This is a genomic window from Pseudomonas sp. GM50 (assembly GCF_000282375.1).
Taxonomy (GTDB): Bacteria; Pseudomonadota; Gammaproteobacteria; order Pseudomonadales; family Pseudomonadaceae; genus Aquipseudomonas.
Genome location: NZ_AKJK01000070.1, coordinates 1 through 13,852, shown reverse-complemented (window position 1 = coordinate 13,852; position 13,852 = coordinate 1). Strand labels below are relative to the sequence as shown.

14 protein-coding genes and 1 pseudogene are annotated in these 13,852 nt (G+C 59.9%); 9 read left to right on the top strand and 6 right to left on the bottom strand.

The annotated features are described in order from the left end of the window. Window positions 1-50: 50 nt before the first annotated feature. The gene (gene bglX / locus PMI30_RS12240) at window positions 51-2,342 is read right to left on the bottom strand and encodes a beta-glucosidase BglX (RefSeq protein WP_008010848.1); all 2,292 of its coding nucleotides are present in this window, start codon (window positions 2,340-2,342) and stop codon (window positions 51-53) included. A gap of 238 nt (window positions 2,343-2,580) precedes the next feature. On the opposite strand from bglX, the gene PMI30_RS12245 reads away from it, so the two are divergent. The 4 genes from PMI30_RS12245 to PMI30_RS12260 all read left to right on the top strand — a co-directional run bounded on the left by PMI30_RS12245 (window position 2,581) and on the right by PMI30_RS12260 (window position 6,131). Further along, on the top strand, window positions 2,581-3,192 hold the full coding sequence (locus PMI30_RS12245) for a LemA family protein (RefSeq protein WP_008010846.1): 612 nt from the start codon (window positions 2,581-2,583) through the stop codon (window positions 3,190-3,192). A gap of 43 nt (window positions 3,193-3,235) precedes the next feature. Further along, window positions 3,236-3,985, top strand: coding sequence for a TPM domain-containing protein (locus PMI30_RS12250; RefSeq protein WP_008010844.1), 750 nt, complete (start codon window positions 3,236-3,238; stop codon window positions 3,983-3,985). A 43-nt stretch (window positions 3,986-4,028) separates the two neighbouring features. Beyond that, window positions 4,029-4,646: a TPM domain-containing protein gene (locus PMI30_RS12255; protein WP_007903764.1), complete on the top strand. Its 618-nt coding sequence runs from the start codon at window positions 4,029-4,031 to the stop codon at window positions 4,644-4,646. 270 nt (window positions 4,647-4,916) lie between these two features. Further along, window positions 4,917-6,131 carry a class I SAM-dependent methyltransferase gene (locus tag PMI30_RS12260; protein WP_008010838.1) on the top strand — a complete coding sequence of 405 codons (1,215 nt, stop codon included), beginning with the start codon at window positions 4,917-4,919 and terminating at the stop codon, window positions 6,129-6,131. Window positions 6,132-6,218: 87 nt separating this feature from the next. Here PMI30_RS12260 and PMI30_RS12265 read toward each other — a convergent pair whose 3' ends face one another. Continuing rightward, a complete protein-coding gene (locus PMI30_RS12265; RefSeq protein ID WP_032835634.1) occupies window positions 6,219-7,109 on the bottom strand; it encodes a DMT family transporter in 891 nt (296 codons plus the stop codon). Window positions 7,110-7,403: 294 nt separating this feature from the next. Between PMI30_RS12265 and PMI30_RS12270 the strand changes: the two genes are divergently transcribed. From PMI30_RS12270 to PMI30_RS12280, 3 genes are all read left to right on the top strand, one after another. Continuing rightward, a complete protein-coding gene (locus tag PMI30_RS12270; protein ID WP_008010833.1) occupies window positions 7,404-7,985 on the top strand; it encodes a DJ-1/PfpI family protein in 582 nt (193 codons plus the stop codon). A 14-nt stretch (window positions 7,986-7,999) separates the two neighbouring features. Continuing rightward, a complete protein-coding gene (locus tag PMI30_RS12275) occupies window positions 8,000-8,305 on the top strand; it encodes a ribbon-helix-helix domain-containing protein (RefSeq protein ID WP_008010831.1) in 306 nt (101 codons plus the stop codon). Window positions 8,306-8,486: 181 nt separating this feature from the next. Then, window positions 8,487-8,831, top strand: a complete 345-nt coding sequence (locus PMI30_RS12280) for a YegP family protein (RefSeq protein WP_008010829.1) — start codon at window positions 8,487-8,489, stop codon at window positions 8,829-8,831. Between the two features lie 130 nt (window positions 8,832-8,961). Here the strand turns inward: PMI30_RS12280 and PMI30_RS12285 are convergent, their stop codons facing one another. Both PMI30_RS12285 and PMI30_RS12290 read right to left on the bottom strand, forming a co-directional pair. Then, window positions 8,962-9,849: a dihydrodipicolinate synthase family protein gene (locus tag PMI30_RS12285; protein ID WP_008010827.1), complete on the bottom strand. Its 888-nt coding sequence runs from the start codon at window positions 9,847-9,849 to the stop codon at window positions 8,962-8,964. Between the two features lie 29 nt (window positions 9,850-9,878). Next, window positions 9,879-10,661: an aldolase gene (locus PMI30_RS12290; RefSeq protein WP_008010826.1), complete on the bottom strand. Its 783-nt coding sequence runs from the start codon at window positions 10,659-10,661 to the stop codon at window positions 9,879-9,881. A gap of 108 nt (window positions 10,662-10,769) precedes the next feature. Between PMI30_RS12290 and PMI30_RS12295 the strand changes: the two genes are divergently transcribed. Continuing rightward, the gene (locus PMI30_RS12295) at window positions 10,770-11,312 is read left to right on the top strand and encodes a helix-turn-helix domain-containing protein (RefSeq protein ID WP_008010824.1); all 543 of its coding nucleotides are present in this window, start codon (window positions 10,770-10,772) and stop codon (window positions 11,310-11,312) included. A gap of 86 nt (window positions 11,313-11,398) precedes the next feature. Here PMI30_RS12295 and PMI30_RS12300 read toward each other — a convergent pair whose 3' ends face one another. Beyond that, window positions 11,399-12,418, bottom strand: coding sequence for a DUF4917 family protein (locus tag PMI30_RS12300; protein WP_008010822.1), 1,020 nt, complete (start codon window positions 12,416-12,418; stop codon window positions 11,399-11,401). A gap of 157 nt (window positions 12,419-12,575) precedes the next feature. On the opposite strand from PMI30_RS12300, the gene yiaY reads away from it, so the two are divergent. Next, window positions 12,576-13,724, top strand: coding sequence for an L-threonine dehydrogenase (gene yiaY / locus PMI30_RS12305; RefSeq protein ID WP_008010820.1), 1,149 nt, complete (start codon window positions 12,576-12,578; stop codon window positions 13,722-13,724). Here yiaY and PMI30_RS31715 read toward each other — a convergent pair. After that, window positions 13,721-13,852 (bottom strand): annotated as a pseudogene (locus PMI30_RS31715) (MFS transporter); the annotation flags it as partial. The gene yiaY and the pseudogene PMI30_RS31715 sit on opposite strands and share 4 nt — an antisense overlap.

Genomic DNA, 13,852 nt, shown 5'->3' with positions numbered 1-13,852 from the left:
CCTCATCGCGAGCAGGCTCGCTCCCACAGGTTTTTGTGGCGTATGACTAATTACAGCAACTCAAAGCTCTGCTGCGTCACGTCCTGGGAGTCCAGGCCGATCTGCACGTTGAACTTGCCCGGTTCCGCGGCGTACTTGAGCTGGGCGTTGTAGAACTTCAGGTCATCCTCGGTGATGGTGAAGTGCACGACTTTCTGTTCGCCGGCCTTGACCAAAACTTTCTGGAAGTTCTTCAGCTCCTTGACCGGGCGGATCATCGAGCCGGTCACGTCCTGGATGTACAGCTGCACCACGGTTTCGCCGTCACGCTTGCCGGTGTTCTTCACCACGACGCTGGCGTCGAGCTTGCCGGTCTTGTTCAGTGTGGTCGACGACAGGGCCATGTCGGTCAGGCTGAACTGGGTGTAGCTCAGGCCGAAGCCGAACGGGAACAGCGGCCCGGTGGTGTCTTCGAAATACTGCGAGGTGTAGTTGCCCGGTTTGCCCGGCGTGAACGGCCGGCCAATGCTCAGGTGGTTGTAGTAGGTCGGAATCTGACCCACCGAGCGCGGGACGGTGATTGGCAGTTTGCCCGACGGGTTGTAGTCGCCGAACAGCACGTCAGCAATGGCGTTGCCGCCTTCGGTGCCGCTGAACCAGGTTTCCAGAATCGCGTCAGCCTGCTCTTTCTCTTCGAGAATCGACAGCGGACGGCCGTTCATCAATACCAACACCAGCGGTTTGCCGGTGGCCTTCAACGCCCTGATCAACTCGCGCTGGTTGGCCGGAATGTTCAGGTCGGTACGGCTCGACGATTCGTGGGACATGCCACGGGATTCGCCCACCGCTGCCACCACTACATCGGCCTGTTGCGCGGCTTTCACCGCTTCATCGATCAACACGTTGGCCGGACGCGGGTCATCCACCACTTCTGGCGCGTCGAAGTTGAGGAAGTTCAGGTAATCGAGGATTTTCTTGTCGCTGGTGATATTCGCGCCGCGGGCGTAGATCAGCGTTGACTGCGCGCCGAGAGCGTGGGTCATGCCGTCGAACAGGGTTACCGATTGCGCCGGCCGGCCAGCGGCAGCCCAACTGCCCATCATGTCGATCGGTGCCTTGGCCAGTGGACCGACCAGCGCGATTTTTGCGGTTTTCTTCAACGGCAGGGTGTCGCCCTGGTTCTTCAGCAGCACCAGACTGCGACGCGCCACATCACGGGCTTCGGCGCGGTGCAGACGGCTTTCGGCGTAGGTGTCGGCCGGGTCATCCTCGGCCTTGCCGATGCGCAGGTACGGGTCTTTGAACAGGCCCATGTCGTACTTGGCGGCGAGCACTTCACGCACGGCATTGTCGATGTCTTTCTGTTCGATCTCACCGGCCTTCAACAGCCCTGGCAATTCCTTGCCATAGAGGGTGTCGTTCATGCTCATGTCGATGCCGGCCTTGATCGCCAGCTTCGCGGCTTCGCGACCGTCAGCGGCGACGCCGTGCTTGATCAGCTCGAAAATCGCCCCGTGATCACTGACCGCCAGGCCTTTGAAGCCCCATTCCTTGCGCAGCAGGTCGTTCATCAGCCAGGTGTTGGCGGTGGCCGGCACGCCGTTGATCGAGTTCAGCGCAACCATCACCCCGCCAGCACCGGCGTCGATGGCGGCGCGGTACGGTGGCAGGTAATCCTGGTACATCTTGACCGGGCTCATGTCGACGACGTTGTAGTCGCGACCGCCCTCGACCGCACCGTACAAGGCAAAATGCTTGACGCTGGCCATGATGCTGTCGGCCGCGTTCGCACCGGTACCCTGGAACGCCTTGACCATTACGCCGGCGATCCGCGAAACCAGGTAGGTGTCTTCGCCGAAGCCTTCGGACGTGCGGCCCCAGCGTGGGTCGCGGGAGATGTCGACCATCGGCGCGAAGGTGATGTCGAGGCTGTCAGCCGCCGCTTCCTTGGCGGCGATGCGCCCCGACAGGCCAATGGCGTCCATGTCCCAGCTCGAGGCCAGGGCCAGCGGAATCGGGAAAATGGTGCGGTGGCCGTGGATTACGTCATAGGCGAAGAACATCGGGATCTTCAACCGGCTGCGCATGGCCGCATCCTGCATCGGACGGTTTTCGGCGCGGGTGATCGAGTTGAAGGTGCCGCCGATATTGCCGGCGGCGATCTCCTTGCGGATCATCTCGCGCGGCATTTCCGGGCCGATGCTGATCAGGCGTAATTGGCCGATCTTTTCATCGAGGGTCATTTGCTTCATCAGGTGGCTGATGAAGGCGTCCTTGTTCTCTATAGGTGCGGGCGTCGTGGCGGCCAATACGGTATGACTGGCCAGGCTGACGAACAGGCCCAGCAAACACAGCTTCTTCATGAATAGTTTTCTCGAAAGCCTAAACGGCAGTGAATACGCGCCGGTCAGCCAAAATTTAGGGAGCGACTATTGTTGTTCAGGTAAATGCAGACACACTTGTGCAGTGTGTCCGCGCTGGGCCATCTTTTAGCCCATTGGCTCGTTGCAATCCAGTAGCGGCGCAGATTATGCCCCAAGAGCCGGGTTGAAAGTTCGCAGGTTGTTTCATCAACGGAATGTGCAAGGGAGCATCAACCAGATGAATGTACGACACCATTATCGGTCGAGCCTGCAGGTTGCAGCCTTGATGTTGCTGACAACACTGCTTGCCGGCTGCGGCATCAACAATATCCCGACCCTCGACGAACAGGCCAAGGGCGCCTGGGGTCAGGTGCAGAACCAGTACCAGCGTCGCGCCGACCTGATTCCCAACCTGGTGGAAACGGTCAAGGGTTATGCCCAGCACGAGCAAGAAACCCTGACCGCGGTGATCGAAGCCCGGGCCAAGGCCACGTCGATTCAGGTGGATGCCAGCACGCTGGATAATCCGGAAAAACTCAAACAGTACGAACAGGCGCAGAATCAGCTGACCGGTGCGCTGAGCCGGTTGATGGTGGTGTCCGAGCGCTACCCGGACCTCAAGGCCAACCAGAACTTCCTGGCGCTGCAATCGCAACTTGAAGGCACCGAGAACCGCATCGCCGTGGCGCGTCGCGACTTCATCCTGGCGGTGCAGAAATACAATACCGAGATCCGCACCTTTCCCGGTCGCCTGTGGCACACCGTGATGTATAGCGATCTGCCGATCCGCGAAACTTTCGAGGCCACCAGCCCCGGCGCGGAGAAAGCGCCAGAAGTGAAGTTCCAGTAAGCGCCGGAACGGGCTAGAAGCGTCACCAAGGATGAGGTTGCCAATGCGCGTGTTGAAAGTGGGCCTGGTGCTGCTGTTCTGGGTGTTTGCCCTGACGGCCCAGGCCGAGTTGAAGTTCCCGGAACTGACCGGGCGGGTGGTGGACAACGCCCAGATGATCGAGCCTGCGGTGCGCGAGCAACTGACGCAACAGCTCAACGCCCATGAAAAAACCACCGGCGAGCAGTTGGTGGTGGTGACGTTGCCGGACTTGCAGGGCACCGACATCGCGGATTTCGGTTATCAATTGGGGCGCTACTGGGGCATCGGCCAGAAGGACAAGAACAACGGCGCGTTGCTGATCGTCGCGCGTGACGAGCGCAAGCTGCGGATCGAAGTCGGTTATGGCCTGGAAGGGCGCCTGACCGATGCGCAGAGTTCGGTGATCATCCATCAGGTGATCACGCCCGCGTTCAAGGCCGGCAACTTCAGCAAAGGCATCAGCGACGGGGTCGCGGCGATGCTGGTGGTACTGGGCGGCAATCCGCTGGACGAGCCGTCGACGGTGTATGAACCGCGTGGTGATCAGGAGAGTGATTTTGTTGGGCGGCATCCGGGGTTGTTCGTGTTCCTGGTGTTGCTGTTTATCCTGACGATCTTCATCGGCCAGATGTTCGGTATTCTGCCAAGCGGAGGAGGCCGTGGCGGCTCGGGAGGGGGCTTGGGCGGCGGAGGTTTTGGCGGTGGCGGCGGCGGGGGCTTCAGCGGCGGCGGGGGCAGTTTCGGGGGTGGTGGATCGTCGGGCGGCTGGTGATACTGCAGGTAAAAACAACAATAGCGAGCAGGCATTCATAAACATGGCATTACTGACTGAACACGAACAACGCAAAGTCGCCGAGGCGATTGCCCGGGTCGAGCGCGACACCGACGCCGAACTGGTCACGGTGCTGGCGGCCCGCGCCGACGATTACGCGTATATCCCGCTGCTCTGGGCCAGCCTGCTGGCGCTGGTGGTGCCGGGTATCGTGCATTACCTGACGGGCTGGCTGACCATGCACAGCCTGTTGCTGGTGCAATGGCTCAGCTTCATCGTGTTGTGCCTGGTGTTCCGGATCCCGAAAGTCACCACGCGCCTGATCCCGCGCTCTGTCCGTCACTGGCGGGCGTCGAACCTGGCGCGCCGGCAGTTCCTGGAGCAAAACCTGCACCACACCGTGGGCAGCACCGGCATGCTGATTTTCGTCTCCGAGGCCGAGCGCTATGTGGAGATCCTGGTGGATGAAGGCATTTCCAAACGGCTGGACAACAAGAACTGGGACGCAATTGTGGCGGCGTTTACGCAGCAGGTGAAACAGGGGCAGACGTTGCAAGGGTTTGTGACGTGCATCGAGGCATGCGGCGAGTTGCTCAAGGTGCATGTGCCGGTGACTCATGTGCGCAATGAGTTGCCGAATCGGTTGGTGGTGTTGAGCTGATTTCACGCTCCGGATTTGACACACATCATTGTGGCGAGGGGACTTGTCCCCGTTGGGTCGCGAAGCGGCCCCATTCGATTCATCGGTTAGACCGAGTTCTCAGGTTTTACGACTGCTGCGCAGCCGAACGGGGACAAGTCCCCTCGCCACGGGGAACTCGACTTGCCTCGCGATTCGCACCGTTCGGTAAATAACTGCGTGTCCCGAACGGCCATCCCCCCTAAAATACCCGCCATTCTCCGATTCGCACCGCCCGAGGCCGTTTTTTCCATGTCTGTCACCGCCACTCCCGCCAGCCTCGTGCCGGATCATCACGCCCAGTTCATCGATCTGCTGCAAGCCAGCCTCGATCAGAATGCCTTCATCAAACTGGTGCTGGCCAAGTACGTCGGTGGCGAAGCGGACTTGCAGCGGCTGATCATCAAGCAGCTGACGGTCAAGGATCAGCCGTGCCTGTCCTTCGTCTATCGCTACAAGACCCGCGATATCACCAAGAACCTGCCGCTTGCCGAAGGGGTGGCGACCATTGCCGCGTTGTTGCCCGCATCGTTCAAAAATGCGCATTTACTGTCATTGACCGACGAAGCCCAGCTCGAATACAGCAAAAAGGGCAAATCTTCGCTGTTCAAGAGCAAACCTCAGCAATTGCGCGAAGTACCGTCCGCCGAGCACAACCGCGAGAAGAACCGTTTCCTCGACCTGAGCCGGCCGTTCCTCAAAGACCTCGGCGTGACCAACGCGCAACATGAGCTGATCCCGGCGATGTCGCGCAAGTGGAAGCAGATCAACAAGTTCATCGAAGTCTTCAGCCATGCGCTGACTTCGTCGCCACTGGCGCTGGACAAACCCGTGCGGGTGGCGGATTTCGGCTCGGGCAAGGGCTACCTGACGTTCGCGATCCACGACTACTTGCGCAACACCCTGAAGGCCGAGGGCGAGGTGACCGGCGTCGAACTGCGCGAAGACATGGTCAACCTGTGCAACAGCGCGGCGGCGAAGCTGGAGCATCCGGGGCTGGTGTTCAAATGCGGTGACGTGCGCAGCGTCGCGCCGAGCGAGCTGGACGTGATGATCGCGTTGCATGCCTGCGACATCGCCACCGACTATGCGATTCACACCGGCATTCGTTCTGGCGCTTCGATCATCATGTGCTCGCCGTGCTGCCACAAACAGATCCGCCTGCAGATCCAGAGCCCGGCGCTGCTCAAGCCAATGCTGCAATACGGCCTGCACCTGGGCCAGCAGGCGGAAATGGTCACTGACAGTTTGCGTGCACTGTTTCTGGAAGCCTGCGGTTATGAGACCAAGGTTTTTGAGTTCATCTCGCTGGACCACACCAACAAGAACAAGATGATCCTGGCGGTCAAACGCGCCGAACCAGTGGATCCGGCTCCGTTGTTGGTGAAGATTCAGGAACTGAAGGATTTCTACCACATCAGCGAACATTGCCTGGAAACATTGCTGCGGGCTGACGGCTACCTCTGATCGCTGCTGTGGGACGACGGTCGCGGGGCGACGGTCGCCGCTAATTCTGTAGGAGCCAGGCTTGCCGCACCGCTGGCTCCTACAGGATTAGGCCGTGGCAACACGCGCGGGTTGCACCGCCGTCTTGCGCCCCAACATCACCGTCACGATCACCCCGGCGGCAAACAGCCAGGTAATCGGCTCGACATGCTCACCGAAGAACAGCGCCGAAAACGCGATCGTGAAGAAGATCTGCAGCAACTGGATCTGGCTGACCCGGGCAATGCCGCCCATGGCCAGCCCCGCGTACCAGGCAAAGAACCCGATGAACTGTGAAAACAGCGAGACGTAACCGAAGGCCCACCAGGTTTTGGCCGAAATCTCGCCTTGGTGTTGCAGCGCCAGATACACCACCGGACCGATCAGCAGCGGCGTCGACAGCACCAGCGCCCAACAGATCACCTGCCAGCCCCCCATCTCCCTGGCCAACCGGCCGCCTTCGGCATAACCCAACCCACCTACGGCAATTGCGCTGAGCATCAGTAAATCACCGGCCTGAATACTGCCGGCGCCGCTGATCAGCGCATAACCGAGCACCAGCGCACTGCCCAACGCGGCGCAGGCCCAGAAGGGTTTCGACGGACGCTCATGGGACAGCCACGCGGCATACAGCGCCACGCACAGCGGTTGCAAGCCATTGACCAGTGCGCCGTGGGAGGCGGGCAACGTCTGCATGGCCCAGGCCGACAGCACCGGGAAACCAAGGATGACCCCCGCGATCACCAGCGTCAGGCCTTTGACCTGTTTCCACGTGGGCCATTTTTCACGGTGCCACAGCAATAAAAGCGCTGCCGGAATTGCCGCAAACAGCGCCCGGCCCAGGCCGTTGAGCAGCGGATGGAGTTCCTGCACGACGATCCGTGTGAAGGGCAGGGTCAGGCTGAAGATAACGACGCCGAGCAGGCCGAGGGCCATGCCGGTGTTTTCGCGCGAGGACATGATGGCAACCAGAATCAGGGTGGCGGGAAGAGTCATCATCTAGCCACAAATCGCGGGGGTTGCTCTGTTACAGCTAAGCGTGGAGTTATCCGTACAGTTTGAGGGCCTCTTCGCGGGCAAGCCTCGCTCCTACAGGTCTTGTGCCGTTCTTGCGGCCGATGCAAAACCTGTAGGAGCGAGGCTTGCCCGCGAAGAACGATAACGCCGTAGTAGCTGGTTATTACCCACCCCGCCGGATAAGGACTACTTTGAATACTCCTGCATGCCCACGCATTTTCCAGAGGAGTCCTCCCCATGGCTGCTAAAAAAATTCTGATGCTGGTCGGTGATTACGTCGAAGACTATGAAGTGATGGTGCCGTTCCAGGCGCTGCTGATGGTCGGCCACACGGTACATGCCGTTTGCCCGGACAAAACCGCCGGCCAGACCGTGCGCACGGCAATCCATGACTTCGAAGGCGACCAGACCTACAGCGAAAAGCCCGGTCACCTGTTTGCCCTGAACTTCGATTTCGCCAAAGTCGACGCTGCGGACTACGACGCGCTGCTGGTGCCAGGCGGTCGTGCGCCGGAGTACCTGCGCCTGAACGAAAAAGTCCTGGACCTGGTGCGAGCGTTCGACAAGGCCGGCAAACCGATCGCCGCCGTGTGTCACGGTGCGCAACTCTTGGCCGCCGCAGGGATTCTCGAAGGTCGCGAGTGCAGCGCCTACCCGGCGTGCGCTCCGGAAGTGCGCCTGGCTGGCGGCACGTTCATCGATATCCCGGTGACGCAAGGTCATGTTCAAGGCAATCTGGCCACTGCCCCCGCCTGGCCGGCGCACCCGAGCTGGCTCGCCGGTTTTCTCGGGTTGCTGGGCACCAAAATCACGCTGTAACGAGGGACCTGTCCATGTGCGAGCTCTACGTCAAGGCCGATCCGATTCTCTACGAGTCGCGCTCCCGCTCGCTGCGCATCTGCGGGGTGGTCACCACCCTGCGGCTGGAGAATCAGTTCTGGGACATCCTCAGCGAAATCGCCGAGGTCGACGGTATGACCACCAATCAGTTGATCGCCAAGCTCTATGAAGAGGTGATGGACTACCGCGGCGAAGTGGTGAATTTCGCCTCGTTCTTGCGAGTGAGTTGTATGCGGTATCTGAGCCAGCGGCGGGTGCAGGCACCTGAGTTGTCGGTGGTACGGGCGGCGGTGAAATAGGTCGGTTTGTATCAGTTTTGAGGACGCCTTCGCGGGCAAGCCTCGCTCCTACAGTGGATTTGTGTACATCAATCCCTTGTGGGAGCGGGCTTGCTCGCGAAGGGGGCGGTACAGGCGACAGAAATCCTGACTTGGTCTTTACTCTGAAGCGCAAACCTCTCAATCGCCAAGGAGAAAAAGCATGTCTGGATGGTACGAAGTGAGCAAGACCAGCAACGGTCAGTTCAAGTTTGTATTGAAAGCGGCCAATGCCGAAACCATTCTGACCAGCGAGCTGTACACCACGCGCGGCGCGGCCGACAGCGGTATCGCCTCGGTTCAGGCCAACAGTCCGCTGGACGAACGCTACGAGAAAAAAACCACCAAGGATGGTCATCCTTACTTCAACCTCAAGGCTGCCAACCATCAGATCATCGGCAGCAGCGAATCCTACTCATCGGATGCCGCGCGGGATAAAGGCATCGCCAGCGTCAAAGCCAACGGCCCGACCACGGTGATCAAGGACAAAACCTTGCCGGTGCTCTAAACACACCGGATACCTAATGTGGGAGCGAGCCTGCTCGCGATGAGGTCATAACAGTCAAACTAAATGTTGAATGTCAGACCGCTATCGCGAGCAGGCTCGCTCCCACATTGGTTTTGTGTGTGGCTGACGATCAGCGCAATGCGTTCAACAACCCCTGCAACTGACCGCGCCCGGCCTCGCCCAACGGAAACACCGGCAGTCGCGGGTCACCCGCTTCCAGCCCGGTCATGCGCAACCCCCCCTTGATAGTCGCTGGCAAACCACCCTTGAGGATGAAATCCAGCAGCGGCAACTGACGATAGAACAGTGCCCGCGCCTTGCTCAGATCGTTGGCCAACACGGCTTCGTACAAGTCGAGATTGAGCTGTGGAATCAGATTCGGCGCCGCCGTGCACCAGCCTTTCGCGCCGGCCGCGAACGCTTCCAGCGCCAATGGATTGCAGCCGTTATAGAACGGCACCTGACCTTCGCCCAGCAGTTGCAGTTTGTGCATGCGTTGAATGTCGCCGGTGCTTTCCTTGACCATGGTGACGTTGTCGACGGCATGGAAAATCCGCAGGATCAGTTCCACCGACATGTCGGTGCCGCTGGTGGCCGGGTTGTTGTAGAGCATGATCGGCACGCCGATGCTCTCGCCGATGGCGCGGTAATGGGCGAGGATTTCCGCCTCGCTGAGTTTCCAGTAGGACGCCGGCAGCAGCATCACCACGTCGGCGCCGTGGGCTTCGGCGAAGCGCGCACGGCGTACGGCTTTGGCGGTGGTCAGGTCGGACACGCTGACGATGGTCGGTACGCGTTTGGCCACCCGCCTGATGCTGAATTCGCTGACCTGATCCCATTCCGCGTCGCTCAGATAAGCGCCTTCGCCGGTGCTGCCCAATGGAGCGATGGCGTGGACGCCGCTGTCGATCAGGCGGTCGATGGAACGCCCGAGCGCGTCGAGATCAACGCCTTCGCCATTGGCGGTGAAGGGGGTGATGGTGTAGCCGATGATGCCGTGAATGTTTGGGGTCGACATGGCGACTCTCCTCTTGAAAATGAGTGGTTTCAGTTCAGGCAATCGGCGTGTTGACGCAGGTTCTGCCGAGCGTAGTAGTTGAAAGCGGCGGCGTGACGTTTCGGCCTGGCGATCCAGTCATGGGCTTCGCGGCCCAGCTCGGGAAGAATCGGTTTGATCGCCCCCGCGGCCATGGCCAGCAACTGCAACTTCGCTGCGCGTTCGATCAGTTGCGCAATGACACAGGCTTCTTCAATGCTCGCGCCGGTGGACAGTTGGCCGTGGTGGGAAAGCAGGATCGCCCGCTTGTCGCCCAAGGCTGCGGCAATCAGTTCACCTTCTTCGTTGCCCACCGGCACACCCGGCCAGCCTTCGAGAAACGCGCAGTCGTCGTAGAGCGGGCAGAGGTCCATGTGGGAAATCTGCAACGGTACTTCGAGCATCGACAGCGCGGCGATGTGGGTCGGGTGCGTGTGGATGATGCAGTTCACGTCCGGCCGGGCGCGGTACACCCAGCTGTGGAAACGGTTGGCCGGGTTGGGCATGCCATGGCCTTCAAGCACTTCCAGGTCTTCGTTGACCAGCAGCAGATTGCCTGCAGTGATCTCGTCGAAACCCAGGCCCAATTGCTGAGTGTAATAGGTACCCGGCTGCGGGCCGCGGGCGGTGATTTGCCCGGCCAGGCCGGAGTCGTGGCCGTTTTCGAACAGAATGCGGCAGGTCAGGGCCAGCTTTTGCCGGTCGGTCCACGTATTATCCGCCAGGGTATTTTGCATCTGTGTCAGCGCTTGCTTGACCAGTTGCTCTTTGGGTAGTGCTAATGTCTTGGCCATGTCGGTGTCCTTCGGTGGATCATGCAAATGACACTAAAGAGGCTATATGACACTTTGTGTCATTGGCAAGGACAAATCGTTGCCTCCTTGATGGATTAATCGCTCCGCATGTCTATCCGTTTGAAATTATTGAGAAAAAAACTTGGCGTGACGCTGGAGGCCCTGGCCGAAAAATCCGGTATGACCAAGAGCTATCTGTCGAAAGTCGAGCGTGGGTTGAATACCCCGTCGATCGCCGCCGCCCTGAAACTGGCCAAGGCGCTGAACGTGAAGGTCGAGGAATTGTTTTCCGAAGACAACGTGAGCCTCGACAGCTACAGCCTGGTGCGCAGCGACGAACGCCAATCGCTGGCCGCCAATGACCAGAGCCCGGGTTATGCGGTGCTGGCCCATCAGGTCAGTGAGCGCAGTTTGCTGCCGTTCATCATCTACCCGCCGACCGAGTTCACCGACAAAACCTTCAAGGAACACTTGGGGGAAGAGTTTTTGTTCGTCCACGAAGGGCAGGTGGAAGTGGACTTCATGAACGAGCGCGTGCTGCTCAACCGTGGGGATGCGCTGCACTTCAATGCGCAGAAGCCGCATCGCATCAGGTCAGTGGGCGAGGTTCAGGCGCAGTTGCTGGTGGTGGTGCATAGCAGCGAGGAATGAGGTGTCTCTAAAAGATCGCAGCCTTCGGCAGCTCCTGCGCCGATCTGTGCAGGAGCTGCCGAAGGCTGCGATCTTTTGATCTTGACCTAAACCTCGACCGGTACGGTCAGCTTCGGACTACCCAGCGCATGCGTCTTCGAGTCAAAAAACCGCAGCTCCACTCCCGTCCCCTCAAACACCTTCGTGTAATGCCGCTTCTGATGCTGGATGAACGCCTTGCTGCGCGGGTAAATCGAGATCGCCGCTGTCTTCGGTTTCGCCTGGCGCAATGCATGAATGATGTGGCTGTCCTGCTCGCCAAGGGCATGCCCGAAGATGCACAGCCCATCGCCATGGCCCAGTAGCTGGTCGTAGCAGAACGACAGGTAATCGGAGCTGCGAATGGTCTTGAGCTTGTCCTGGGTCGGACCTTCGTTGACGAACAGGGGCACGTCGTCGAGGGTCTTGATTGTATTGTTGATGGCGAAACTGCCCAGCAACGTTCCCTCGGTCGACATCAATTTACGCGCCGTGCCGTCCTGATTGCGCACCAGATGCAGGCCACCGTGCAGGTACAGCAGCCGGGTTTTGTCTGTCGCGGTCAGGCTCAAATCAAAGCGCGGCTCGGTGCCCTGGAACAGATCGGTAATAACGTCTGGCCGATGCTGGATCGCCCAGTAGTTGAGCAAGTCGTAATTGGTGGTGAACACCGTTCGATAGCTGCCCAGTTCCTGATTGATTGTCGCCAGTGTCGAGGGCACCACCAACCGCCAAGGGATGTGCACCGCATGCACGGTGTTGATCAGCGCTTCCTTGATCGCGTAATAGCGGTTGCGCGGTGCGGCAGAGCTGACGGCCAACGCCTTGTTGACCCGGCTGGTGGTTTTCAGCGCCCCAAGCACTTGCTCGAAACTGCGCGTCTGCATCGCGTCGAACACGCTCAGCTCGGATTGGCTCAGAGGCTTTTCTTCGACGGTGCGGGCGTTTTCGAACAGCGAGTCATAGCCGAAGTCGTCCCATACCGCACGACTGGCGCCGTTACCCACCAGCAGGCCGCCGAAAGAGGCGGCGGTGCGCAAGGCGTTCCAGTCTTCAAGTTGGGCATCGACATCCTGGAAATCGGTCATTGCGTTCGTTGTCTCAAAGCAAAAGGTCTGATGGACGGCGACTTTATCACGACCCGGACTTGAGCCAGATCAAGTTACCGCATGACTAATGGGTCGATCCTGTGTGTATCCGCCAAATCGGCGTCGCCGATTTCGGTTTCAGCCAGGAGACTCGCGCATGAGCAGTACGTTTTTCATCCCCGCCGTGAACATCATGGGCACCGGTTGCCTTGACGAAGCCATGGACGCCATTCGCAAGTATGGGTTTCGCAAGGCGCTGATCGTCACCGACACCGGGCTGGCCAAGGCTGGCGTGGCGACGATGATTGCCGAGAAACTGGCGAGCCAGGACATCGACTCGGTGATCTTCGACGGCGCCAAGCCGAATCCGAGCATCGCCAACGTCGAACTTGGCCTGGGCCTGCTCAAGGAAAGTCGCTGTGATTTCGTGGTGTCGCTGGGTGGCGGTTCGCCTCACGACTGCGCCAAGGGCATCGCCTTGTGCGCTACAAACGGTGGCACGATTCGTGACTACGAAGGTGTCGACCAGTCGACCAAACCGCAACTGCCGCTGATCGCGATCAACACCACCGCCGGCACTGCCAGCGAGATGACCCGTTTTTGCATCATCACCGACGAATCCCGTCACGTGAAAATGGCCATCGTCGATCGCAACGTCACGCCGCTGCTGTCAGTCAACGATCCGGCGCTGATGGTCGCCATGCCCAAGGGCCTGACTGCCGCCACCGGCATGGACGCGCTGACCCACGCCATCGAAGCCTACGTCTCCACGGCGGCCAACCCGATTACCGATGCCTGTGCGCTGAAAGCCATCACCTTGATCAGCAATAACCTGCGCCTGGCCGTACGCGACGGCAGTGACATGATTGCGCGGGAAAACATGGCTTACGCGCAGTTCCTCGCCGGTATGGCGTTCAACAATGCGTCGCTTGGCTATGTTCACGCGATGGCTCACCAGCTAGGCGGGTTCTACGACTTGCCCCATGGTGTGTGCAATGCGGTGCTGCTGCCTCATGTGCAAAGTTTCAACGCGCTGGTCTGCGCCGACCGCCTGACCGATGTTGCCCGCGCGATGGGCGCCGACATTCGCGGGTTCAGCCCCGAGGAGGGTGCTCAGGCAGCGATCGCGGCCATTCGCACTCTGGCCAGGGACGTGGAAATCCCCGCCGGCTTACGTGAGCTCGGTGCCAGGCTCAACGACATCCCGGTGCTTGCCAGCAATGCCATGAAAGACGCCTGTGGACTGACCAATCCACGGAAGGCGGATCAGCGGCAGATCGAGGAGATTTTCCGCAGCGCGTTCTAAGTGGTTCGACGGCCGGGCGCGAGCACTACGCAAAGCAGCGCGCCCACGGCCAGCAAAGTGCATAGCAGCGACAATGGCCATGCCTGCTGGCTCGCTATCAGGCTGGCGATACCGCCGATAATGGCGGG